We start from the raw sequence: 22192 nt of genomic DNA, 5'->3' as shown, positions 1-22192 counted from the left end.
CGTCCGGCCCCCGGCCGGTGAGGCCGGTCAGCCCCGAACTCGCGGGCGCCGTCGTCCGGGCCGGCGCGGTCGTGATCACCGGCGGAGTGGGGACGTTCAGCCCCCGCCCGCTCCCGGCGGGCGAGGACTACCTCGGCCGAGGCCAGGTCTACTTCGTCCCCGACCCGGCCGACCACTGCGACCACGACGTCCTGGTCGTCGGCGGCGGCGACAGCGCCTTCGACTGGGCCGCGACCCTCGCCCCGGTCGCCCGCTCCGTCCGCCTCGTCCACCGCACCGACCGCTTCCGCGCCCACCGCGCGAGCGTCGAGAAGGTCCGCGCCCTCGGCATCGAGATCATCACCGACTCCGAGGTCAGCGCCCTGCACGGCACCGTCCACGTCGAACAGGCCGAGATCCGCCACCGCACCACCAAGGCCACCCGCCTGCTCCCGGCCCGAACCGTCGTCGCCGCCCTCGGCTTCCTCGCCGACCTCGGCCCCCTCCAGCACTGGGGCCTGACCCTCAACGCCCGGAAGATCGCCGTCGACACCCGCATGGCCACCAACCTGCCCCGCGTCTTCGCCGCCGGGGACATCACCGACTACCCGGGCAAGGTGCGTCTGATCGCCGTCGGCTTCGGCGAGGTCGCCACCGCGGTGAACAACGCGGCCACCGTCATCGACCCGGACGCGGCCCTGTTCCCCGGGCACTCCACCGAGAAGGAGAACTGAGCACCATGGCCTACGTCATCGGCGCGTCCTGCGTCGACATCATGGACCGTTCCTGCGTCGAGGAATGCCCCGTCGACTGCATCTACGAAGGGGAGCGCAAGCTCTACATCAACCCGGCGGAGTGCATCGACTGCGGCGCCTGCGAAACCGCCTGCCCCGAACAGGCGATCACCGTCGACCGCCTCGCCGAGGCCACCTTCCGGGACGACAACCGCCGCTTCTTCGAGGAGCCCCTGCCGGGCCGTACGACGCCCCTGGGCACCCCCGGCGGAGCGGGCGGCCTCGGCCCGGTCGGCGTCGACACTCCTTTGGTGAACGCCCGATGACCGCACCGGAGTTGCGGGTCGGTGTCCGAGTCCCGCCCTGTGACCGCGCGGACCGCGTCGTCGAGACGGTACGGAGGGCGGAGCGGCTCGCCTTCGACGACGTCTGGTTCCCCGACTCCCAACTGCTGTGGCGGGACGTGTTCACCACACTGACCGCCGCCGCGCTCGGCACCGAACGCATCGGCCTCGGCACCGCGGTCACCAACCTGGCCACCCGGCACCCCGCCGTCGTGGCCTCGGCCGCCCGAAGCGTCGCCGAACTCGCCCTGGGCCGCTTCACCTTGGGCCTCGGTGTGGGCAACAGCTCGGTCGGCCCCATCGGACTGCGGCAGACCACGTCGGCCGTGATGCGCGAGGGAATCGGCATGCTGCGGGCCCTGCTCGCCGGCGAGGACTGGGAGTTCGAGGGCAAGGTCCGCTCCCGGCTCCGCGACCCGCGCCCCGAGGTCGCCCTGCACCTCGCGGCGAGCGGGCCGAGGAACCTACGCCTCGCCGGAGAGATCGCCGACGGGGTGATCCTGCTCAGCGGGGTCTCACCGAAGACCCTCGCGCAGGCGACCGCGCGGGTGGCCGAAGGCGCCGAGGCCGCCGGACGGACGACCGGACTGCCGCTCACCGTCTCCGCGTTCTGCGCGGTGACCGACGACATCGAGGCCGAGGCCCGCCAGATCAAGCCCATCTGCGCCTCCATCGCGCAGAACGGCGGGGGACCCTTCCTCGCCCTCGCGGGAATCGACGTCCAGGTCCCGGACACGGTCGAGGGCGTGTACCCGGACCTCGTCCACGCCGAGGACTGGAAGACCGCCGTCGACATCTGCTCGGCCTGGATCAGCGACGAGGCCGCCCTTCGATTCGCCCAGGAGTTCTGCCTGTTCGGCACCGCCGACCAGATCAACGAACGACTCCGGACCCTGCACACGACCGGCGTCAGCGGCGTCTTCCTCCAGCACGTCGGCTCCTATGACCCGCCCACCGACCTGATCGAGGCCGTCGGCAGCGACGTGCTGCCCCGACTGAAGGCGAACGACTGATGACCCTGCTGACTCTGCACAAGGGCTATGTGCCCAGCGAATTCGGCCAGTTGCACTTCGTCGAGTGCGGCGCCGGCGAACCCGTCCTGATGCTGCACCAGACCCCCCGCTCCTGGACCGAGTACCTCGACGTCCTGCCGCTGGTCGGCGCCGAGCACCGGGCGATCGCCATGGACACCCTGGGCTTCGGCGCCTCCGCCAAGCCCGACGGACCGCACTCCATCGAGCGCTTCGCCGATGCCGCCGAATCCCTGGTCGACACGCTCGGTCTGGACCGTTTCCACCTCGTCGGCCACCACACCGGCGGCGTGATCGCGGTGGAACTCGCCGCCCGCCTCCAGGACCGCGTCGCGAGCCTCCTCCTCTCCGCCACGCCGTTCATCGACGACGACAAGCGGCGTACGGCGGGCGAGCGCAAGCCCGTCGACCACGTCGATCCCAGGCCCGACGGATCCCACCTCGTGGAGCTGTGGAACCGGCGTCGCGGCTTCTACGAGGAGGGGCAGGAAGCAGCGCTCAACCGATTCCTGGTCGACGCGCTGACCGTCCTGGACCGCGTGGAGGAGGGCCACGTTGCCGTGCGGAGCTACGGGATGGACCGGAGGCTGCCCGAGATCACCGCCCGCACCCTCGCCGTCTGCGCCCCCGGCGACCACTACTCCCTGCCCGCCCTGGAGAAGTTCGCCGCCGCCCTGGGCTGCGGGACCCGGGTCCTGTCCGGCGGCCACGTGCCACTCCCCGAGCAGTTGCCCGGGGAGTTCGCCAAGGTCGTCGTGGACTGGGCGGCAGCCGCGTAACGCGGCTTCAGCGGTCACTTGAGGCCGATGTGCGCACCTGGGCCGAGCGGCAGATCGAAGCCGTAGAAGATCCCGAGGATCGCCAGCCAGACCAGCAGGAACGGCACCGTGAAGATCGCCAGCCGGGAGATGAGCGTGCCCAGCCGGGCGTCGGGTTCGTACCGGCGCAGCAGCGCCAGCAGCAGGAAGACGTACGGGTTCATCGGGGTGATGATGCCGGTGGCCGAGTCACCGATGCGGAAGGCCGCCTGGCTGAGGGCGGGGCTCATGCCGAGCAGCATGAACGCCGGCACGAAGACGGGTCCGACCAGCGACCACAGGGCGGACCCCGAGACGATGAAGAGGTTCAGACAAGCGACCAGGACGACGAACGCCAGGAGCACCCAGAAGCCGGTCAGGCCGATGGAGTCGAGTCCCGCCGCGCTCTTCACGGCGAGCAGGATCCCCACGTTGGACCAGTTGAACAGGGCGATCACCTGGGCGGCGACGAACATCAGCACGACGTAGCCGGCCATGTTCTTCACGGCGTCGGACATCGCCGTGACGACGCCCTCGGAGCCGGACAGCGCCTTGACGGTGAAGCCGTAGGTGAGCCCGGCCAGCATGAACGCGGTGAACAGCACCGGGACGATGCCCGTGAGCAGCGGCGAGGGCACGAGCGCTCCGCCCTCACCGCGCAGTGGGGCGCCCTCGGGCAGCCACAGGGACAGGACGGCGCCCGTGTAGAGGACGAGGACCACGGAGGTGAACAGCAGGCCCCGACGCTGGATCGGGGTGAGGGTGAGGTCCTGGCTCTCGGGCTCGTCCTCGCCGGGTTCGTAGGTGCCGAGGCGCGGTTCCAGGACGCGGGCGATGAGGAAGCCGCCGAGCAGGCCGAGGACCAGGCTGCTGGCCGCGGTGAAGTAGTAGTTGACGAGGAGGTGCAGGTCGAGGCCCTCGGCGGCCGGCAGGACCGCGGCCGCCTGCTGGGTGATGCCGATGTAGAGGGCGTCGAGGGAGCCGATGGTGAAACCCGCTGCATAACCCGCGCCGACACAGGCGAAGCCGCCGATCAGCCCGGCCACCGGGTGGCGTCCGGCGCTGCGGAAGACCACCGCCGCCAGCGGCGGCAGCACGATCGCGGCGACGTCGCTGATCATGTGCGCCTGGCAGGCGACCAACGCCACCAGGTACGGCAGCACCGGGCGCGGCGCACGGGCCAGCGTGGCCCGCATGACGGTGTCCAGCAGCCCGGCCTTCTCCGCGACCCCCACCGCCATGACCATGAGCAGCACGGCGGCGATGGGCGGGAAGGTGGAGAAGTTGGTGACGAGGTTCTCCGTCAGCCAGCGCACGCCCTCGCCGGTGAACAGCCCGGTGACGGCCTTGGTCTCGTCGGTGCCGGGGACGGTGACCGTCACGTCGGCCAGCGCGAGGGCGGTGGAGACGACGGCCAGGATCACGAACAGGCCGGTGAACAGGAGGATCGGGTTGGGCAGCGCGTTGCCCGCCCGCTCGATGAGGGACAGCACCCGGTCGACACCGCTCGGTCGGCGCTCGTCCGGTGCCTCGGCGTCCGGGAGGTCGGTCAGTGAGCTCATCAGCATCGCCCCCCTGTTGGCAGCAGGTCCTTGCGTACGACGCCGTCCTGGACGACGCAGACTATGTTCGCGGGGTCGCCGAGTACACCGATGTCCCGCAGCGGATCTCCGTCACAGATGACCAGGTCGGCGGTGCGTCCCGCGGTGAGGGTGCCCAACCGGTCGGCGACACCGAGCAGTTCGGCGGAGGTGCGGGTGCCGGCGACGATGGCGGCCATGGGGTCCATGCCCAGGTCCACGAGATAGCTGAGCTCCATCAGGTTCACACCGTGCGGGCCGACGGCGGCGTCGGTACCGAGCGCGATCCGGGTGCCGTACTCGATGGCCCGGGCGATGTTCTCCTTGGTGACGCCGGACCAGCGGGTCTTCTTCTGGTAGTGGTAGTCCGGCATCGTGTCCTTGTTGATGCCGGCGTAGACGGTGGACAGTGTCGGGACGACGAAGACACCGCGCTCGGCCGCCATGTCGAGGGCCCGCTCGTCCAGGCCGTACCCGTGCTCGATGCTGGTCACGCCGCCGCGCAGGGCGTTGAGGATGCCCGCGTTGCCCTGGGCGTGCGCGGCGACCGGCTTGCCGCCGTGCCGGCGGGCCTCGTCCACGACGGCCCGGATCTCCTCCTCCAGCAGACCCTCGTCGTCGGGGTCGTCGTACGGGCTGCCCATGCCGCCCGTCGCGCACACCTTCACCAGGTCGGCGCCGTCCCGCAGCACCCGCCGCACCGCGAGCCGGGCCGCCGAGGTGTCGTCGGCGATCTCGGACATCCCGGCGCTCAGATCGGTGCCGTCGGGCAGCCGTACGTCCGCGTGCCCGCCGGTGTGGCTGATGATCCGCACGGCCGTGTGCAGCCGGGGCCCGACGATCCGGCCCGACTCGACGGCCGTACGGAAGCCCGCCGACAGGCCGCCCAGGTCGCGGGCGGTGGTGATGCCGGCGTCCAGGGTCTGGCGCAGCCGCGTTGCCGTGTCCAGGGTGACCAGGACCGGGTCGAGCTCGGCGCGGCGGCTGGGCGGCGAGCCCTGGGCGTAGGCGAGGTGGACATGGCAGTCGAAGAAGCCGGGCAGCACGGTGCGGCCGCCGGCGTCGATCTCCCGGTCAGCGCCGCCGGCCGGGGGCGCGGTCGCGGCGGGACCGGCGTAAGCGATGCTGCCCTGGGCATCGATGGTGACTACGGCGTCGTCCACCGGGGACGCGCCCGTACCGTCGATCAGCCGGGCGTGGTGGACGCGAAGAGCGGTCCGGGGGCTGGCATCCGTCATGGGGTGGGGTCACTCCTCCGTTGTCGGCAGCGAGGGAAAGGAGTGTGGAATGCAGAGGAAGACCTGGTGTGACGATGCAGGTTTCTCGCCGGATTCCCGCGACGTGAGCAGAGAAGTGCCGCCCCTGGGCGTGCAGGATTCTGCCGCCGTGCAGCTCGACGAGCTGGACCGAGGGGTCGTCCACGCGCTCCAGATCCATCCCCGGGCCCCTTGGAAGCTCGTCGGCGAGGTCCTGGGCGTCGACCCGGTCACCGCCGCCCGGCGCTGGCACCGCCTGGCGCGGGCGGGCCTCGCCTGGGTGACCGCCTATCCCCGGCTGTCCGACCCGCGGATCGTGGTGACCGCGATCGTCGAGGTGGACACCGAACCGGGCGCCGCCGAGGACGTGGCCCGGGCTTTCGCCAAGGATCCGGCCGTGCCCAACATCAAGCTCACCGCCGGCGGCCGGGACATCGTGGTCGCCGTGCAGGCCCGCAGCCTGGACGAACTCCACCGGCTCACCACGTCGTTGTTCCAGCGCACGCCCGGTGTGCGGGCCACGCGGACGCATGTGTCGACCGGCGTGCCGACCGAGGGCAGCCGGTGGCGGCTGCGCAGCCTGGACGACCTGCAGACCGCCCGTATCGAGGCCTCGGTCCCTCCGGTCGCCCGGCCGCTGTCGCCGGACCAGGCCCACTGGGACGACCTGGACACCCAACTGCTGGAACTGCTGAGCGTGGACGGCCGGATGTCGCTGCGCGACCTCGCGGCGGCGACCGGCACCAGCCAGACGACCCTGCGCCGCAAGGTCCAGTCGCTGGTGTCCGCACGGCTCAACCTGCGCTGCGACCTGGCCCGCCCCTTGTCGGGCTGGCCGCTGTCCGCCGTCTACTTCGCCTCGGTGCCCGGCCAGTACGTGGAGCAGACCACGAAGGTGCTCACCGGGGTCCGCGAGGTCCGCTCGTGCGCCATCACGGCCGGTCCCTACAACCTGGTGATCGACGTGTGGCTGCGCGAACTGCGGGACGTGCACGCCTTCGAGGCCCATCTGTCGGGCAGGATCCCGCATCTCACGGTCGCCGACCGCTCGGTGGTGCTGCGCACGCTCAAGCACATGGGCCGGCTGCTGGACCGCGACGGCCGCTGCGTCGGGGTCGTGCCGCTGCGCAACCCGCACCTCTAGGGGGTCAGGACCACGTCACTCCCGTGTCGGGGGCGAAGGCCACGTGGGTGACGGTGTCGTCGTACCAGTGCACACGCAGCAGTCCGTCCGCGACGGTGGCCTCGGTGACCGCCATCGACGCGGGGACGGCGGGCGGTTCGGCGGTGAGTGTGGCGACGGCCGCGAACAGGCGGTCGCCGGTGGCGTCCGCGCTCAGTCGTGGCGCCGATGCCCAGGGGGCGAACGCGGTACCCCGAGGGGCGCGGACACCATCCTGGTCGGACCAGCCCAGCAGCGGATGCAGCCGTGACAGCGGATACTCGTCCGGTCCGGTCGCCCATCCGGTCTGCTCGGCCCGGGCGCCGTGCGGCCCCCCGGATACCCGGTGGACCCGCAGCTCGTACGGGCCGCGCACGACCGTGACGCTCTCCACGCGCAGTCCCGGGACCAGCGGCGGACCGTCGGGAAAGACGGGCTGATGCCAGGACGCGGCCCAGCCCCGGTCGGTGTCGCTCCCGGATCCCAGCGGGTGGATACGGCGGCGCACGCTGCGCACCGAGCCCAGGACGACGGAGAAGTGGTTGTCGGCCGGGTTGCCGCGCGCTGTCGGACCCGTGTGGGTGGAGTACGCGTGGCGGGCGTAGAGCGGGTCCTCGGCGTCGGCCGACTCGCCCTCCTCGGGGCGTACGTGGTCGCTGCCGTGATTGTGCAGCCGGACGATGCCGTCGGCCGCCGTGCTGTGGATCAGCAGGCCGGGGCCGGTCAGTGCGAGAATCCGGTCGTGTTCCTCGCTCGGTGCCGGCGTTTCGGTCTCCGTCCAGAGCGGATGGTCGGCGTCGGCGAGCAGCGCCACGAACGCCTTGGACGCCCAGTAGGGGGAGGCGGGGCCCGAGTACGGCTGCACGGTCGGCTGGTGCGGGCCGTGCCAGCCCGGGCTCAGCAGGCCGTGCGCGTCGACGGCGCCGCGATCGAGGAAGTACCGGAGACAGCCGCTGATCAGGCGCCGTGACGTTCCCGCCGGCAACGGGGTGTGGCCGGTGACGGCGCCCAGCGCGACGGCGCAGGCCGCGGCGAAGCGGTAGGTGAGGGAACGGCCGAAGTGGATCGGCGCGCCGTCGGTGGCGAAGAGCAGGGCGAGGCTCTCCAGGTGTGCGCGCAGCCGCGGCCCGTACACGCCGGCCAGTTCGGCGTCCTCGGTCAGGTGGGCCTGGAGCATCGGGTACAGGTGCAGGGCCCAGCCGTTGTAGTGGTCGAAGGCCCGGCCGTCGCCGTCCGCGTACCAGCCCTGGCCGCGGTACCAGCTCTCCAGCAGCTCCAGCGCGCGGTGGCGGGCGCGCCCCGTCTCCTCGTCCCCGCGGCCGACCGACTCCAGGAAGGAGGCCACGGTGAAGGGGAACAGGTACCAGTTGTTCGGCGAGGGAAGGTGCCGCAGCGTGTCACGCAGCCAGCGCTCGGCGCGGTCCTGCACCGCCGGATCCAGGCGGTCCCACAGCCAGGGCCGGGTCAGTTGCAGCCCGAGTGCCACGGAGGCGGACTCCACCATGGGCTGTCCCTGGACGTGGATGTCCCGGATGAGCGGCCACGATTCGAGGTCGTCGCGACCGGGCGTGCGCGTGCCGGCGGCCAGGCCCTCCGCATAGCGCCCCAGCCAGTCGTGCGGGTCCGCCCCGGCGGCTCCGGCGACGCGGAAGGCGGCGGCCAGGAACGTCCGGGCGTATCCCTCCAGGCCGTCGGAGCGCACCCCCGCCGACGAGGGGCGGCCGGGCAGGTCGAGCAGCGCACCGCTCGGGGTGGCCCAGCGCCACGCGGCGGCCAGCAGGCCGTCGGCAGCGGCCTGCCAGTGCGCTCGGGTGTACCCGGTGTGCGGGCTGACGGTGTGGTCGGGCGGCGGGAGAGGCAGGTCGGGTGTCATACCGGCGGCGTCCTTCTCTCGGGCGGGCGGGCAGGGGCGGACAGGCCCTGGGACCGCGGTCTCAGGCGGAGTCCCTGATCACCAGCTCGGTGGGCAGGATGAGCGGCGTCGGGGTCTCGTTGTTGGTGAGCCGGAGCAACATACGGGTCATCTCGCGGCCCAGGGCCTCGATGGGCTGGCGGACCGTGGTGAGGGCCGGGTGGGTGTGCTGGGCGGTCACCACGTCGTTGAAGCCGACCACCGCGATGTCGCGCGGGACGGCGCGGCCCCGATCGTGCAGGACGCGAAGGGCGGCGGCCGCCATGGCGTCCGAGGCCACGAAGACCGCGTCCAGATCCGGGTGTTCGTCAAGCAGCCGCTCCATCGCCGCGGCACCGCCGGCCTCGCTGAAGTCACTGTGCACCACCCGGTGGTCGCTCAGACCGGCGAGGACCACGGCTTCCCGGAACCCCAGGTAGCGGGACACGCCCACATGCATGTCGAGCGGGCCGGTGATGGTGCCGATGGCCTGACGACCGGTGGAGATCAGATACTCCACCGCCTGCCGTGCCCCGCCGCGGTTGTCGGCGTCGACGTAGTACTGCGGGGCGCGCTCCAGCGGCCGGCCGCCGTAGACGACGGGGATGCCGCCGCCCTCGGCGACCTTGGCGAGGGGGTCGTTCTCCCGCAGGGCCAGCAGCATGACACCGTCCGCGCCGCGGGACTGCAGGATGCGGGCGAGACGGTCACGGCCGCGCTCGGTGGCCGCCATGACCAGCAGCAGTTCCAGGTCGGTCTCCTCGATGACGGCGTTGACCCCGGCGATCACCTCGGCGAAGAAGCGGTTGGTGAACAGCGCGGGATCGTCGCTGGAGATCGCAAGGACCACCGCACCGCGCTTCTGCGTGGCCAGCGACCGGGCGGCGCCGCTGGGGACGTAGCCGAGTTCGTCGATGGCGGTCTGCACGGCCTGGCGGGCCTTCTTGCTGACGTGCGGATGGTTGTTGATCACGCGGGAGACGGTCCCGCGGGAGACACCGGCACGCTCGGCCACCTCGTCGAGTGTGGGCTGCCGACTGCTCATGGAGTATTACCGCCCTCGTTGGCCTGGTTGACGGAGACTGCCTGCACTGTAAGCGCTCCCAGTCGGCGGGTGGCGCCCAGGTGCCGGTGCCGCCGCCCTCACCGGGTCCTGCCGCGGATCAGGCGGGCGTACCAGTGGGCACTGTCCTTGAGGGTGCGCCGCTGGGTGGCGTAGTCGACGTGGACGATCCCGAACCGGTGGCGATAGCCGAAGGACCACTCGAAGTTGTCCAGCAGGGACCAGACGAAGTACCCGCGCAGATCGATGCCGATCGCCAGGGCCTGGGCGCAGGCGCCGATGTGGCTCTCCAGGTAGCCGACCCGGGTCACGTCGCGCAGGCCCTCGTCGACGGCCGCCCCGTTCTCCGTCACGTACAGCGGTAGCGAGGGATGCTCGCCGTTCAGCCGCACCAGCAGTGCGAGCAGCCCGTCCGCGTCGATCTCCCAGCCCATGGCGGTCTTGGGCCGTCCGCCGTCGGCGATCCGCACCTTCGGCGACCCCGGGTAGGCGTGCTCCTGGGCGGTGTCGGACGCGGCGACGAGCATGGGGGAGTAGTAGTTGACGCCCAGGAAGGCCAGGGGGGCGGAGATCGTTCTGAGGTCGCCGTCGCGGATGTGGTCGGGTCGGCCCAGCGGAAGCAGGTCGTCCATCACGTCGGTCGGGTAGGCGCCGCGCAGCAGCGGGTCGAGGAAGAGACGGTTCTGCATCCCGTCGATACGGCGGGCCGCGTCGACGTCGAGCGCCTGATGGGTGAGGGCGCGGACATCGGTGAGGTTGAGCGTGATGCCGACCTGGGCCCCGGGCATGGCCTGGACCGCCAGACCGTGGCCGAGCATCAGGTGGTGCGCGGCACGCAGGGCCCCGGCCGGGTCACGGCGGCCCGGGGCGTGGCGGCCGGTGGCGTAGCCGAGGAACGCCGAGCACCAGGGTTCGTTGAGGGTGGTCCAGTTCGGGATACGGTCGCCGAGGGCGTCGTGGACGACCGCCGCGTAGTCGGCGAAGCGCAGGGCCGTGTCGCGGGCGGGCCAGCCGCCGGCGTCCTCCAGCGGCTGGGGGAGGTCCCAGTGGTACAGCGTGGGCCAGGGCTGGATGCCGCGCTCCAGCAGGGTGTCGACGAGCCGTCGGTAGAAGTCCAGCCCTCGCTGGTTGACGGCCCCGGTGCCGTCCGGCTGGATCCGGGGCCAGGCGAGGGAGAACCGGTAGGCGCCCAGGCCCATGCCGGCCATCATCGCCACGTCGTCGCGGTAGCGGTGGTAGTGGTCGGCGGCCACGGCGCCGGTGTCGCCGCGCTCGACGGCACCCGGGGTGGCTGAGAAGGTGTCCCAGATGGAGGGGCCGCGTCCGTCCTCGGTGACGGCGCCCTCGATCTGGTAGCTGGAGGTGGCGGCACCCCAGAGGAAGCCGGGCGGGAACGCTCCGGCCCAGTGAGGCAGGTCGTCCTGGCCGGGCCGGTGACGCGCATCGGGCTCGTGGGGCACCCCGGGCTGATGCTGCACCCCGGACTCGGTGGCGGTGCTCATGCCTTGACGGCTCCTTCCATGATTCCGCCGATGATCTGGCGGCCGGAGATGGCGAACACCACGAGCAGCGGCAGCGTCGCGACGAGGGCCCCGGAGAACATGAGGGTGTAGTCGGTGTAGTAGCCGGTGGACAGCTGGTTGAGGGCGAACTGCACGGTGGGGTTGTCCTGTTCGAGGACCGCCAGCGGCCACAGGAACTCGTTCCACGCGCCCATGAACGTGAACAGGGCGAGCACACCGGCACCGGGGCGCAGCGCGGGCAGCACGACCGTCCAGTAGATGCGGAACGTGTTGCAGCCGTCCACGCGGGCCGCCTCGATCAGCTCGTCGGGGATGGCGCGCTCGGCGTACTGCCGCATCAGGAAGACGCCGAAGGCGGAGACGAGGAACGGCACGATGACGGCCTGCAGTTGGTTGGTCCAGCCGAACTCCACCATGATCATGTAGAGCGGGATGATGCCCATCTGCACCGGCACCATCATGGTGCCGAGGATCGCGATGAGCAGGAAGTTCTTGCCACGGAAGCGCAGCTTGGCGAAGGCGAACCCGGCGAGCGTGCTGAAGAAGACCACGGACACGGTGATGGTCAGCGAGGCGATCGCCGAGTTCAGCATGCCCTTGAGGAAGTGGGCGTCCTCGGCCTGGAAGAGCCGCGACATGTTGTCGAGGAGGTCCCCGCCGGGCAGCAGCGGTGGCGGCCAGTCGCCCACCACGTCGTTGGAGCGGCTGGCGACCACGAACAGCCAGTACAACGGGAAGGCGGACAGCGCGATGGCGACCAACAGGGTGAGATAGACGAGGGGTTGGGACTTGCGCACGGTCACTTCATCCTTCGCACGAGCAGGTAGTTGATCACGGTGAGAACGAGGATGATCAGGAAGATCATCCAGGCGACGGCCGAGCCGTATCCGTAGTCGAAGTTCCGGAACGCCTTCTCGAACATGAACATCGACAGGGTCTGGAACTGCCGCAGACTGCCGCCGGTGATCGCGTCGCCCCCCTGGCCGAAGATGAGCGGCTCGGTGAACAGCTGCAGGCCGTGAATGGTCGAGGAGATCACCGTGAAGATCACCGCCGGGCGGATCATCGGGACGGTGATGGTCCACAACTGCCGACTGCGGCTCGCGCCGTCGATGGAAGCGGCCTCGTACAGCTCGCGGGGGATCGACTGCATGGCGGCCAGGTAGATCAGCGCGTTGTAGCCCGTCCACCGCCAGTCGACCATGGCCGAAATGGCAAGCCACGACGACCACTTGTCGGCACGCCAGTCCACCGGGCCGACGCCGAGCAGCTGCAGCAGACCGTTCACCATGCCGGCGTCACGGTCGAAGATCTGGCTGAACACGATGCCCACGGCGGCCACCGAGGTCACGATCGGCAGCAGGATCCCCAGGCGCAGCAGCGTCATGTGACGGAGCTTCTGGTTGAGCAGGTTCGCGATGACCAGGGCCAGGAGCAACTGGGGCACGGTGGCCAGGGCGAGCATGCCCAGCGTGTTCACCACGGCGTTCCAGAAGTCCGGGTCGGCGAAAAGGTCCGCGTAGTTGTCGAACCCGATGAAACTGCCCTCCCCGGACATCTCCCACTCGTGCAGGGAGACCCAGGCGGTGTAGCCGAGCGGGTAGAGGCCGAAGACGGCGAACAGCAGGAAGAACGGGGCGATGAGGAGATACGGCGAGCCGACGGTGTCCAGGCGGGACAGCAGCCGCCTGCGGGAACTCGGGGGCGGATCGGCCGGTGCGTCGGAGCGGGAGGCGGGACGCGGCCGGAGCTGGGTGGCCAAGATGTGTCCTTCGGAGATCTGGTACGGAGCCGGGCGCGGCAACGGTTCGGTACGGGACCGGGCGCGGCGACCACGAGACCCATGCGTGCGAGCCGGTCAGGTGACTCACGCGGACGTGGTCGCGTCGGGCGGTGTCGCCGCGCCCGGCGGCGCGGGCGTTATCGGACCAGCCGCTCGGCGTCCTCGACGGCCTTGCTCCAGGCGGCGTCGGGCCTCAGCTTGCCCTGCTCGACGGCGGTCAGGGCGTTGACGACGGCGTCGTTGATGGGAATGTTCTTCGGCCCGAGGTAGACCGGCTTGAGCGCCTTGACGCTGTCACCGAAGATCTTGCCCGCGGGCGCGTCGGAGAAGTACGGCACCGTGTAGTTCTTGACCGCCGGGCTGTCGATGGCCTGCAGCGCGGAGGGGAAGTTGCCCTTGGCCTTGAACGCCGTGGTCTGGCCCTTGGCGCTGGTCAGGAACTTCACCAGCTCCGCGGCCTCCTTGGGGTGTTCGCTCTGCTTGGGCACGGCCAGGAACGAGCCGCCGCGCACCGCGCCGTTGCCGGGCACCTTCGCGACGTCCCACTTGCCGGCGTTCTCCGCGCCGGACTGCTGCTCGATCATGCCGAGCATCCAGGACGGGCAGGGGATGGTGGCGAACGTGCCCTTCTTGAAGCCCGCGTTCCACTGCGGGCTCCATGGGGCGATGTTGCCCGAGAGGCCCGAGTCGACCATGTCGACGGTCTGGTCCCACGCGGCCTTGACGCCCGGGTTGGAGTCGATGACCAGGTTGTTGTCGGTGTCGTAGTAGGTGTGATCGCCCTGCTGCATCAGGATGTTCTGGTAGACGCTGCCGGCGGAGTCGAAGAAGTGGGCACCGGTCTTGGCCTTGGTGAACTCGACGCCGGTGGCCAGATAGTCGTCCCAAGTCGGCCACAGTGCGGCGACCTTGTCCCGGTCGGTGGGCAGCCCGGCCTTCTTGAACAGGTCGGTGCGATAGCACATGCCCTGTGCGCCGACGTCCGTCCCCAGTCCGACGAGTTGCTTGCTGTCCCGGGTCAGTGCCTGGCGCCACTTCCAGTCCAGGTACTCGCCCTTGAGTGAACCGGCCCCGTAGTCGAGGAGGTTGGCGAACTGGTCGGGCGCGGTCATGTACTGCGCGAGGTTGCCCTCCTCGATCGCCACGATGTCACCGGCCCCGCTGCCGGTGGCGATCCACTGCTGCAACTTGGGCGCGTAGTCGCCCAGTTTGGCGATGTTCTCCTCCTTGATCTCGATACCGGGGTGCGACGCCTCGTACTCCTCGTAGAGGTCGTCGTAGCCGAACTGGGCGAACGTCTTGACCACCAGCGTCGTCTTGCCGGAGGCGCTGTCGCTCTCCGCGCCGCCGCAGGCCGCCAGCGAGGCCAGGAATGCCGCGGCCGTGAGTGCCGCCAGGTTGGTTCGTAGGAGTCTTCTCATCGCGCGTTTCCTCTCCTCGCGCCGGCAATGCCGAGAGCGGTTACAGCCTGGTGGAGGTCGAATGGGGTCGTTGAAGCACCCTGTACCTGCGGTGACGCCACAGCCTCAGCCGGTGCCTGTGCGCTCCCTGAAAAAAATTGGGAGCGGTAACAGTCCGGGACTGTAGGCCATCGTCGTGTTGCAGGGAAGTGTCCGGCCGAAGAATTTCGTGGCGCTCCAACCGTTGACACGTCCGCGCGGCAAGACGACGATCGGCCACTGACGCCACAGCGGGCCGGGATTCTCGTCATCGGACAAGGACCCGGAATGTCACGTAAAGCAAGACTCTGTGCCGTCGCCCTGCCCGCCGTCCTCATCGCGGGACTGGTCGCGACCGAAGCCCCCGCCGAGACGACCGCCTACGAGCGCGTCCTCAACGGCGGGTTCGACAACGGAAAATCACCGTGGTGGAGCAGTGCCAACACTCCGTCGCGGGTCGAGGACGGCCGGCTGTGCGGAGCCGTCCCCGCGGGGACCACCCATGCGTGGGACTCGATGATCGCCCAGGACAACATCCCCCTGGAGGCCGACCAGCCCTACACCTTGCGCTTCACCGCGTCAGCCACCGTCGCCACCTCCGTCCGCGCGGTGCTGCAACTGGGCGTGGCCCCTCGCACGACCACCTTCAACAAGACGATCACGCTCACCCCGACACCGCAGACCTTCACCGTCACCGGCCTGTCCAAGGCCTCTGACCTGCATGGACAGCTGTCCTTCCAGCAGGGCGGCGCCACCCAGGCGTTCACCCTGTGCCTCGACGACGTCTCGCTGACCGGCGGAGCGGTACCCCCGGGCGGCGGCCGGGACTTCGGCTCACCGGTGCGCACCAATCAGTACGGCTACGAGAGCGAGGGGCCCAAGAGAGCCTCTGTCGCCGACGACTCCACGGACCCCGTGCCGTGGCAGCTGGTCGACGCTTCCGGCGGTGTCGTACGTGAAGGTCGCACTGAGGTCCTGGGCGACGACCAGGGCTCCGGCGACCATGTGCACCTTGCCGACTTCAGTTCGTTCCACCAGACTGGGAGCGGTTACAAACTGGTCGTGGGCAGCCGCTCCAGCCAGCCCTTCGACATCGCCGACAACCCGTACGCCGCCCTCCGCGAGGACGCCCTCGCGTACTTCTACCCCGCCCGCAGCGGCACCCCGATCGAGGCGGGCCTCGCGGGTGACGCCTACGCCCGTCCCGCAGGCCACCTCGGCGTCGCACCGAACAAGGGCGACACCGACGTGCCCTGCGAGCCCGGCACCTGCGACTACTCGCTGGATGTGCGGGGCGGCTGGTACGACGCCGGCGACCAGGGCAAGTACGTCGTCAACGGGGCCCTCGCGGCGTGGCAGTTGATGGACACCTACGAACGCGCCCGCGGCCACGGCGACAAGGCGGCCACCCAGGACGGGCTGCTGAGCATCCCGGAGAACGACAACCGCGTACCCGACGTGCTCGACGAGGCGCGCTGGGAGCTGGAGTTCCTGCTGCGGATGCGGGTCCCGTCCGGACAGCCCCTGGCAGGCATGGCCCACCACAAGATCCACGACGCCGCCTGGACCGCGCTGCCCACCCTGCCCCACCAGGACCCCCAGCCCCGCTACCTGCACGCCCCCTCCACCGCGGCGACCCTCAACCTGGCCGCCGCGGGCGCCCGGTGCGCCCGCGTGTGGAAGGCGTACGACAAGGACTTCGCCGCCCGCTGCCTCACCGCGGCCCGGACGGCGTGGCAGGCCGCGCTCGCGCACCCCGACCGCTACGCGCCGGACAGCGACAGCGTCGGCGGCGGAGCCTACGACGACACACGCGTCTCGGACGAGTTCTCCTGGGCGGCCACCGAGCTGTACGCCACGACGGGCGACCGGCGCTATCTGCGCCACATCGACGCCAAGCTCACCACTGAAGGGTTCTCCTGGCGCGACACGGACGGCCTCACCGACCTGACCATCGCCCGGCTGCCCCACCGCTTCCCGGACCTCATGGCGACCGGCGCCCGCAAGCGGGTGACCTCCGTCGCCGACGCCTTCCTGCGCAACCAGGACGCCCAGGGCTACCCCAACCCCTACCTCCCGGCCGACGGCAAGTACGTCTGGGGCTCCAACAGCGCCTCCGCCAACAACGCGGTCGTCCTCGCGACGGCGTACGACCTGACCCACCGCTCCCGCTACCGCGACGCGGTCCTGGAAACCCTGGACTACCTGCTCGGCCGCAACGCCCTCGACCAGTCCTTCGTCACCGGCTACGGCGAGCGGGCCAGCCACAACCAGCACAGCCGCTGGTGGGCCCACCAACTCAACCCCGCCCTGCCGAACCCCCCTGCCGGATCCCTCGCCGGCGGCCCCAACTCCGCACTGCAGGACCCGGTGGCCCAGCAGAACCTGCCCGGCTGCAAGCCCGCCACCTGCTACATCGACGACATCTTCTCGTACTCGACCAACGAGGTAGCGGTCAACTGGAACTCCGCCCTCGCCTGGGTGGCGACCTTCGCGGCGGCCCGCTGAGCCCCACGCCGGCCCGCCGAGCGCCACCCACCCGCACGTGGTGGTGAGTCCCCCCACCTCCCCCACCAGGGCTCACCACCACGTGTCACCGAACCGCACCACCGCCGCAGCACCCGCGCGCGCCCGGACGAGCGCGCGCGGATGCCCGAGCCCCGGGCCCCGCGGCAGCCCGACTCCCCCCATGAAAAGAGGCACACCGTGCACACGAAGACCCGTCTCGCGGCGGCCCTGGCCTGCACCGCGGCCGTACTCACCTGGTCCCTGACCACCGCGGGCACCGCCGCCGCGGCCGACCCTCTCACCCTCACCAGCGGCTTCTATGTCAGCCCCGAGTCCAGCCCGGCCGTCTGGGTGGCCGCGAACCCCACCGACTCACGCGCGGCCTCCATCCAGACGAACATCGCCTCCCGCCCGATCGGCCGCTGGTTCGGCACCGGTTCCACCGGAAGTGCCGTCGCCAGCTATGTCGGCAAGGCCGACAGCCACGACAAGCTCCCCGTCGTCGTCGCCTACAACCTCCCCGGCCGGGACGCCTGCGGCGGCGAGTCCTCCGGCGGTGCGGGCAGCGTCGCCGAGTACAAGACCTGGATCTCCACCTTCGCCGCGGCCATCGCGGACCGGCCGGCCGTCGTCGTCATCGAGCCCGACGCCCTCGGTGACTTCAGCTGCATGACCCAGACCGCCATAGACGAGCGGCTGGACATGCTGCGGTACGCCACCGAGATGTTCCAGGAGAAGGCCCCCAACACCTGGGCCTACCTGGACGGCGGCAACGCCGGCTGGACCTCGGCCGCGACCATGGCCCCCCGGCTGGACGCAGCCGGGGTCGACAACGTGCGCGGCTTCTCCGTCAACGTGTCGAACTACTACAGCAACAGCGCCTCCCTGACGTACGCCAACGCCGTCAACGCGGAACTCGGCGGCACCGCCCGCTTCGTCGTGGACACCAGCCGCAACGGCAACGGCTCCAACGGCGAATGGTGCAACCCGGCCGGACGCAAGCTCGGCACACCGCCCCAGACCGGCGGCGGCGCCGAGATGCTGCTCTGGGTGAAGACCCCCGGCAACTCCGACGGCGAGTGCGGCATCGCGCCGACCGTCCCCGCCGGGGTGTTCAGCCCCGACCTCGCGATGCGCCTGATCAACGGAACCTGATCAACACGCCGGCTGCGCGCCCCGCTTGCTCGTGGCGGGGCGCGCAGTCCGAGGCCAGGGCCGCTACGTGGGGATGTTCCACTTCTGCGTGCCCAGGCCGTTGCAGTCATAGATCTGCAACTTGGTGCCGTTGGCCGTGGCGCCCGCGGGGATGTCCAGGCAGCGACCGGACTGCGGGTTGCGCAGGGAGCTGTCGGACTGGCGCTGCCACTGCTGGCCGCCGGATCCGTTGCAGTCCCACAGCTGCACCTTGGTGCCGTTGGCCGTGCCGTTGCCGTCGATGTCGAGGCACCTGCCGAATGCGCGCACCGTGCCGTCCGGGGCGACCGACCAGCGCTGCCCGGTCGCCGTGTTGCAGTCCCACAGCTGCGCGGCCCTGCCGTTGCCGCTGGTGTTGGTGTCGACGTCGAGGCACTTGCCGGCCACCCACGGGGTGGTGACCTGCCCGACCGGGCCGCCGAGACCGCCGGTGTTGAAGCGGATCTGGCACTGGTTGCCGGTGCCGAGCCAGGTCGCGGTCAGATACAGGAAGGAGGTGCCGTCCGCCCGCGGGGTGATCGGTGAGCTGTAGCCGGGGCAGGAGGGCTCGCCGGTGTTGTAGCCGCCGGTCGGGTCCGTGTTGACCGGGGCCTCGATCTCGGTCCAGTCGCCGCTGCCGAGGTTGGTGTTGGCCAGGACGACCGTGCCGGACTCCGCCATGACGGCCTTGTTGCCCGTCGGTCCGGTGACGACACGCTGTCCGGACATCAGCAGGGTGCCGTTGGGTCCGCCGCCCGACTGCCAGGCCAGGTACGGGGTGTGCAGCAGTTGCCGGCCGTCGCTGGTCTGCACGAGGGTGCCCACACCGTCCGTGGGTGCCCAGTTCAGGCCGTCGGCGCTGGTCTTGGTGTACACCTCGCAGGCGTGGTCGGGATCCGTGGCGTCGCGGCACAGCTCGTAGGCCATCATGAACGTGCCGTTGGGGAGCGGCACGATGATCTGCATGCCGGGGCGGGCCAGGTTGTCGGCGGGGAAAGCCACGTCCTGGGTCAGTGTGGAGCTCCACGTCTGGCCACCGTTCGTGGATGAGTAGTGGCCGATGACCTGGTTGTTGGTGGCCGTGTTCGCGGGGCGCTCGTCGGAGATGAAGCAGGCGAGCGTGTTGTTCGGGGCGAGGTGGAACCAGGGTTCCCAGATGCCGTGGCCGACGGTGTTGGGCAGCCCGCTGGTCTGCGTGCAGTTGGACAGGTACTGCCAGCTCTGGCCGTCGTCGGTGCTCTTGAAGACCTCTACCTTCTGCGCCGTGAAGTTGCCCGCGTCCCAAGCGGTGCCGGCGGCGAGCAGGTCGCCGGCGTTGAGTCCGTTCGCGGTGCGGGGGACCTCGTACAGGACGGGGGCCTCCAGGTCCCAGCCCGCGGTGTTCGAGGTGATCGTGGAGATGGGGTTGGCGCTCCAGGACTGTCCGCCGTTGGTGCTGCGGTAGATCGGCACGGAGTTCTGACCGCTCTGGTTCCGCCGGGCGAACGCGGCCAGCATGGTCTGACCCGACGAACCGTCATGGTCGAGACGGATCGCCCGGGGATAGCTGTTGTCGCCCTGCGGATACGCCGACAGGTCCGGCGACGCCAGCACCTGTCCGGCGGGCGCCGCGGACGTCGGAGTGGACCAGAGGGACAACAGGGCGACCAGCAGCGTGAGTACGCCGAGCAGGGCTGGTGATCTGTGCGGGGGTGACCATGCGCGCACGGGATGACTCCTTTGCGGGTGGGGTGTCGGGTGGTGCACAGGTTGGTGGGGTGTGGGGCTACTCGGCCGGTCGGGCCGACGGATCGTCGCCGACGTGCGGGGCGGTCCGGGTGTCCACGTCGAGTGCGGTACGGGCCACGACCGTTCCCTCTGCCACCAGGGCCAGGTGGAGCCGCCCGCTGGTCCAGCCCTCGGGGAGCGCGGCGGGGACCTCGACGGGCTCCCCGAGCAGATAGGGCTTTGCTTCGGCGCGGCATCCGGGCACGGCGGCGCCGGGCGATTCGGGCGTCGGCGCGTACACCGGGGTCCACGTGGTGTGCAGGGTGCCGTCGACCGGGTCGGTGCCGTGGTGGGAGACCCGTACGCCGACGGTGAACTCCCGTGTGGCGGTGAGGAGATCACGTCCGGGCGCGACCGGGGTGACGTCCAGGACGAGGGCGGTGGGCGCGTTCACATGGGCCGGGTCGACGCCGGCGAGGTCCTTGGCCCCGCGATGGAAGTCCAGCAGCCCCGCGCTCTCGTGCTCGATGTCGTACAACTCGGTGTACACGTACCCGGCGAGCCGGTCGTGGCGCCGCAGTTCCTGGGTCTGCCAGCGCAGATGCCAGGCGCGCTCCAGGCCGGTGAAGCCGCCTCCGTACTCGCTGTTCAGGTTGGGCAGACCGCGCAGCGGCTGCTCGGGGACGGCGAGCTTCTTGTGGACGACATAGTCGGGACCGAGCCTGACGGGGAAGTCGTCGCGCCTGCCCGAGAGGAGGTCGGCGACCGTGGTGGCCCAGGAGGCGGCGCTCTCGTCGTAGTAGTGCCAGTCGAGGAGGTCTGTCTTGACGTGCGTCCAGCCGGAGTTGTCGACGGCGGGCCGGGTGGGGTCGAGCTCCTTGAGTTCGTCGTAGGCGTCGGCGACCGCCCGCTGCTTGGCCGGGTCGCCGGGGATGTCCCAGTCCAGGCCCCACTCCTCGTTGTACAGGCCCCAGATGACGATCGCGGGCGAGTTGCCGTCGCGTTCCACCATGGGCTCGATCTGCTCGGCGAACCTGGCGGCGGACTCGGCGGAGAAGCGTCCGGGAGAGGCGGGCTCGGCCCACAACAGCATGCCGAGGGTGTCGGCGTGGTGGATGAAGCGGGGATCCTCCAGCTTCAGATGCTTGCGTACGAGGTTGTAGCCGGCCTCCGCCGCCAGCTCCAGGTCCCGGCGCAGGGCGGCGTCGTCGGGCGCGGTGATCCCGGTGTCGGGCCAGTAGCCCTGGTCCAGCACACCGCGGACGAACAGCCGGCGTCCGTTGAGGTACAGCACCTCGCCGTCGACGGTGATCGAGCGCAGGCCGGTGCAGGAGGTGACGCGGTCGGTGCCGTCGGGGCCGGTCAGTTCCGCCTCGACGTAGTACAGGTGCGGGTCCTCGGGGGACCACAATCGCGGGGCGGGGAGCGGGAGTTCGGCAATGGCCCGCCCGTCCGCGGCGACGTTCACGAGGACGGCGGAGGATTCACCGCGTACCTTCAGGCGCAGCTCGGTGGTCTCGGCATGCGGGCCTCGCACCGTGGCGTCGACGGCGATGCCGGTCAGATCCGGTGTGGGGCGCAGCCGCACTGCGGTGAGGTGGGTGGCGGGGCGGGCCTCCAGCCAGACGCTCTGCCAGATCCCGGACGAGGGTGTGAAGCAGACACCGTCGTAGTCGTCGCGCGGCATGCTGCGCTGCTTGCCGTGCACGATGTCCAGCTTGTCGGCGGGGGAGTGGACGCGGACGGTGAGCTGCTGCTCGCCGACGCCGAGGGCGTCCGTCACATCGGCGGAGAACGGCGTGTAGCCGCCCACGTGGTGGGCCACTTCGGTGCCGTTGACCCATACGGTGGCCTCGTGGTGGACGGCGCCGAAGTGCAGGACGATGCGCTGCCCCGACCAGACGGTCGGCACGGTGAACGTGCGGCGGTACCAGGCCGTCTGCAGCCAGTGCGCGGCGATGCCGGAGGCGGGGGTCTCCCAGGCGAAGGGCACCGTGATCCGCTGGTCGTAGCCGTCGGCGGCGTCCGCGGTCTGCCGTGCGCCGGGGTCGGCCCGGAAGTCCCAGGAGCCGTTCAGACTGAGCCAGGCGTGCGAGCGGTCGAAGTGCGGGCGCGGGTACTCGGGGCGGGGGATGGGCATGGGTCTGTCTGCTCCGATCGGGAGGGCGGATGTGGAGTGCGAGGGGCGATACCGGGTTGGAGGCGATGCCGGGTGTGCGGGG

Annotated in this window: 16 protein-coding genes and 1 pseudogene; 7 read left to right on the top strand and 10 right to left on the bottom strand. The window is 70.7% G+C overall.

Going from position 1 to position 22192, the window contains the following annotated elements; genetic code table 11:
* Positions 1-44: 44 nt before the first annotated feature.
* From BLU79_RS16180 to BLU79_RS16165, 4 genes and pseudogenes are all read left to right on the top strand, one after another.
* A pseudogene (locus tag BLU79_RS16180) lies at positions 45-713 on the top strand (NAD(P)/FAD-dependent oxidoreductase); the annotation flags it as partial.
* A 5-nt stretch (positions 714-718) separates the two neighbouring features.
* Positions 719-1039 carry a ferredoxin gene (gene fdxA, locus BLU79_RS16175; RefSeq protein WP_093906441.1) on the top strand — a complete coding sequence of 107 codons (321 nt, stop codon included), beginning with the start codon at positions 719-721 and terminating at the stop codon, positions 1037-1039.
* Positions 1036-2070 (top strand): LLM class flavin-dependent oxidoreductase, encoded by a 1035-nt coding sequence (locus tag BLU79_RS16170; protein WP_093906440.1) that lies wholly within the window; start codon positions 1036-1038, stop codon positions 2068-2070. The genes fdxA and BLU79_RS16170 overlap by 4 nt, the downstream gene beginning before the upstream one ends.
* The gene (locus BLU79_RS16165) at positions 2070-2867 is read left to right on the top strand and encodes an alpha/beta fold hydrolase (RefSeq protein WP_093906439.1); all 798 of its coding nucleotides are present in this window, start codon (positions 2070-2072) and stop codon (positions 2865-2867) included. Before BLU79_RS16170 ends, BLU79_RS16165 begins: the two co-directional genes overlap by 1 nt.
* Positions 2868-2881: 14 nt before the next feature.
* Here BLU79_RS16165 and BLU79_RS16160 read toward each other — a convergent pair whose 3' ends face one another.
* Both BLU79_RS16160 and BLU79_RS16155 read right to left on the bottom strand, forming a co-directional pair.
* Positions 2882-4447, bottom strand: coding sequence for an AbgT family transporter (locus tag BLU79_RS16160; protein WP_093906498.1), 1566 nt, complete (start codon positions 4445-4447; stop codon positions 2882-2884).
* Entirely contained in the window at positions 4447-5703 is a 1257-nt protein-coding gene (locus BLU79_RS16155) for a metal-dependent hydrolase family protein (RefSeq protein ID WP_093906438.1), read from the bottom strand. The genes BLU79_RS16160 and BLU79_RS16155 overlap by 1 nt, the downstream gene beginning before the upstream one ends.
* Positions 5704-5806: 103 nt before the next feature.
* On the opposite strand from BLU79_RS16155, the gene BLU79_RS16150 reads away from it, so the two are divergent.
* Positions 5807-6865, top strand: a complete 1059-nt coding sequence (locus tag BLU79_RS16150) for an Lrp/AsnC family transcriptional regulator (RefSeq protein WP_305657738.1) — start codon at positions 5807-5809, stop codon at positions 6863-6865.
* A 4-nt stretch (positions 6866-6869) separates the two neighbouring features.
* Here the strand turns inward: BLU79_RS16150 and BLU79_RS16145 are convergent, their stop codons facing one another.
* The 6 genes from BLU79_RS16145 to BLU79_RS16120 form a co-directional block, all read right to left on the bottom strand.
* Entirely contained in the window at positions 6870-8756 is a 1887-nt protein-coding gene (locus BLU79_RS16145; protein WP_093906436.1) for a DUF2264 domain-containing protein, read from the bottom strand.
* Between the two features lie 61 nt (positions 8757-8817).
* Positions 8818-9819, bottom strand: a complete 1002-nt coding sequence (locus tag BLU79_RS16140; protein WP_093906435.1) for a LacI family DNA-binding transcriptional regulator — start codon at positions 9817-9819, stop codon at positions 8818-8820.
* Positions 9820-9917: 98 nt separating this feature from the next.
* Positions 9918-11339: a GH1 family beta-glucosidase gene (locus tag BLU79_RS16135; protein ID WP_093906434.1), complete on the bottom strand. Its 1422-nt coding sequence runs from the start codon at positions 11337-11339 to the stop codon at positions 9918-9920.
* Positions 11336-12157, bottom strand: a complete 822-nt coding sequence (locus BLU79_RS16130; RefSeq protein ID WP_256333328.1) for a carbohydrate ABC transporter permease — start codon at positions 12155-12157, stop codon at positions 11336-11338. The genes BLU79_RS16135 and BLU79_RS16130 overlap by 4 nt, the downstream gene beginning before the upstream one ends.
* 2 nt (positions 12158-12159) lie before the next feature.
* Positions 12160-13122, bottom strand: coding sequence for a carbohydrate ABC transporter permease (locus tag BLU79_RS16125; protein ID WP_218137774.1), 963 nt, complete (start codon positions 13120-13122; stop codon positions 12160-12162).
* Positions 13123-13280: 158 nt separating this feature from the next.
* The gene (locus tag BLU79_RS16120; RefSeq protein ID WP_093906433.1) at positions 13281-14564 is read right to left on the bottom strand and encodes an extracellular solute-binding protein; all 1284 of its coding nucleotides are present in this window, start codon (positions 14562-14564) and stop codon (positions 13281-13283) included.
* Between the two features lie 306 nt (positions 14565-14870).
* Here BLU79_RS16120 and BLU79_RS16115 point away from each other — a divergent pair, with 306 nt between their 5' ends.
* Positions 14871-17090 carry a glycoside hydrolase family 9 protein gene (locus tag BLU79_RS16115; protein WP_093906432.1) on the top strand — a complete coding sequence of 740 codons (2220 nt, stop codon included), beginning with the start codon at positions 14871-14873 and terminating at the stop codon, positions 17088-17090.
* A 198-nt stretch (positions 17091-17288) separates the two neighbouring features.
* The gene (locus tag BLU79_RS16110) at positions 17289-18245 is read left to right on the top strand and encodes a glycoside hydrolase family 6 protein (RefSeq protein ID WP_371131870.1); all 957 of its coding nucleotides are present in this window, start codon (positions 17289-17291) and stop codon (positions 18243-18245) included.
* Between the two features lie 63 nt (positions 18246-18308).
* Here BLU79_RS16110 and BLU79_RS16105 read toward each other — a convergent pair whose 3' ends face one another.
* Together BLU79_RS16105 and BLU79_RS16100 are read right to left on the bottom strand one after the other, a co-directional pair.
* Positions 18309-19970: a sialidase family protein gene (locus BLU79_RS16105; protein WP_093906430.1), complete on the bottom strand. Its 1662-nt coding sequence runs from the start codon at positions 19968-19970 to the stop codon at positions 18309-18311.
* 58 nt (positions 19971-20028) lie between these two features.
* The gene (locus BLU79_RS16100; protein ID WP_093906429.1) at positions 20029-22110 is read right to left on the bottom strand and encodes a glycoside hydrolase family 2 protein; all 2082 of its coding nucleotides are present in this window, start codon (positions 22108-22110) and stop codon (positions 20029-20031) included.
* Positions 22111-22192: the final 82 nt, after the last annotated feature.

The organism is Streptomyces sp. cf386 (assembly GCF_900103585.1).
GTDB lineage: Bacteria > Actinomycetota > Actinomycetes > Streptomycetales > Streptomycetaceae > Streptomyces.
The sequence above is the reverse complement of the archived record's forward strand: the minus strand, read 5'-3'. Positions and strand labels throughout refer to the sequence as shown.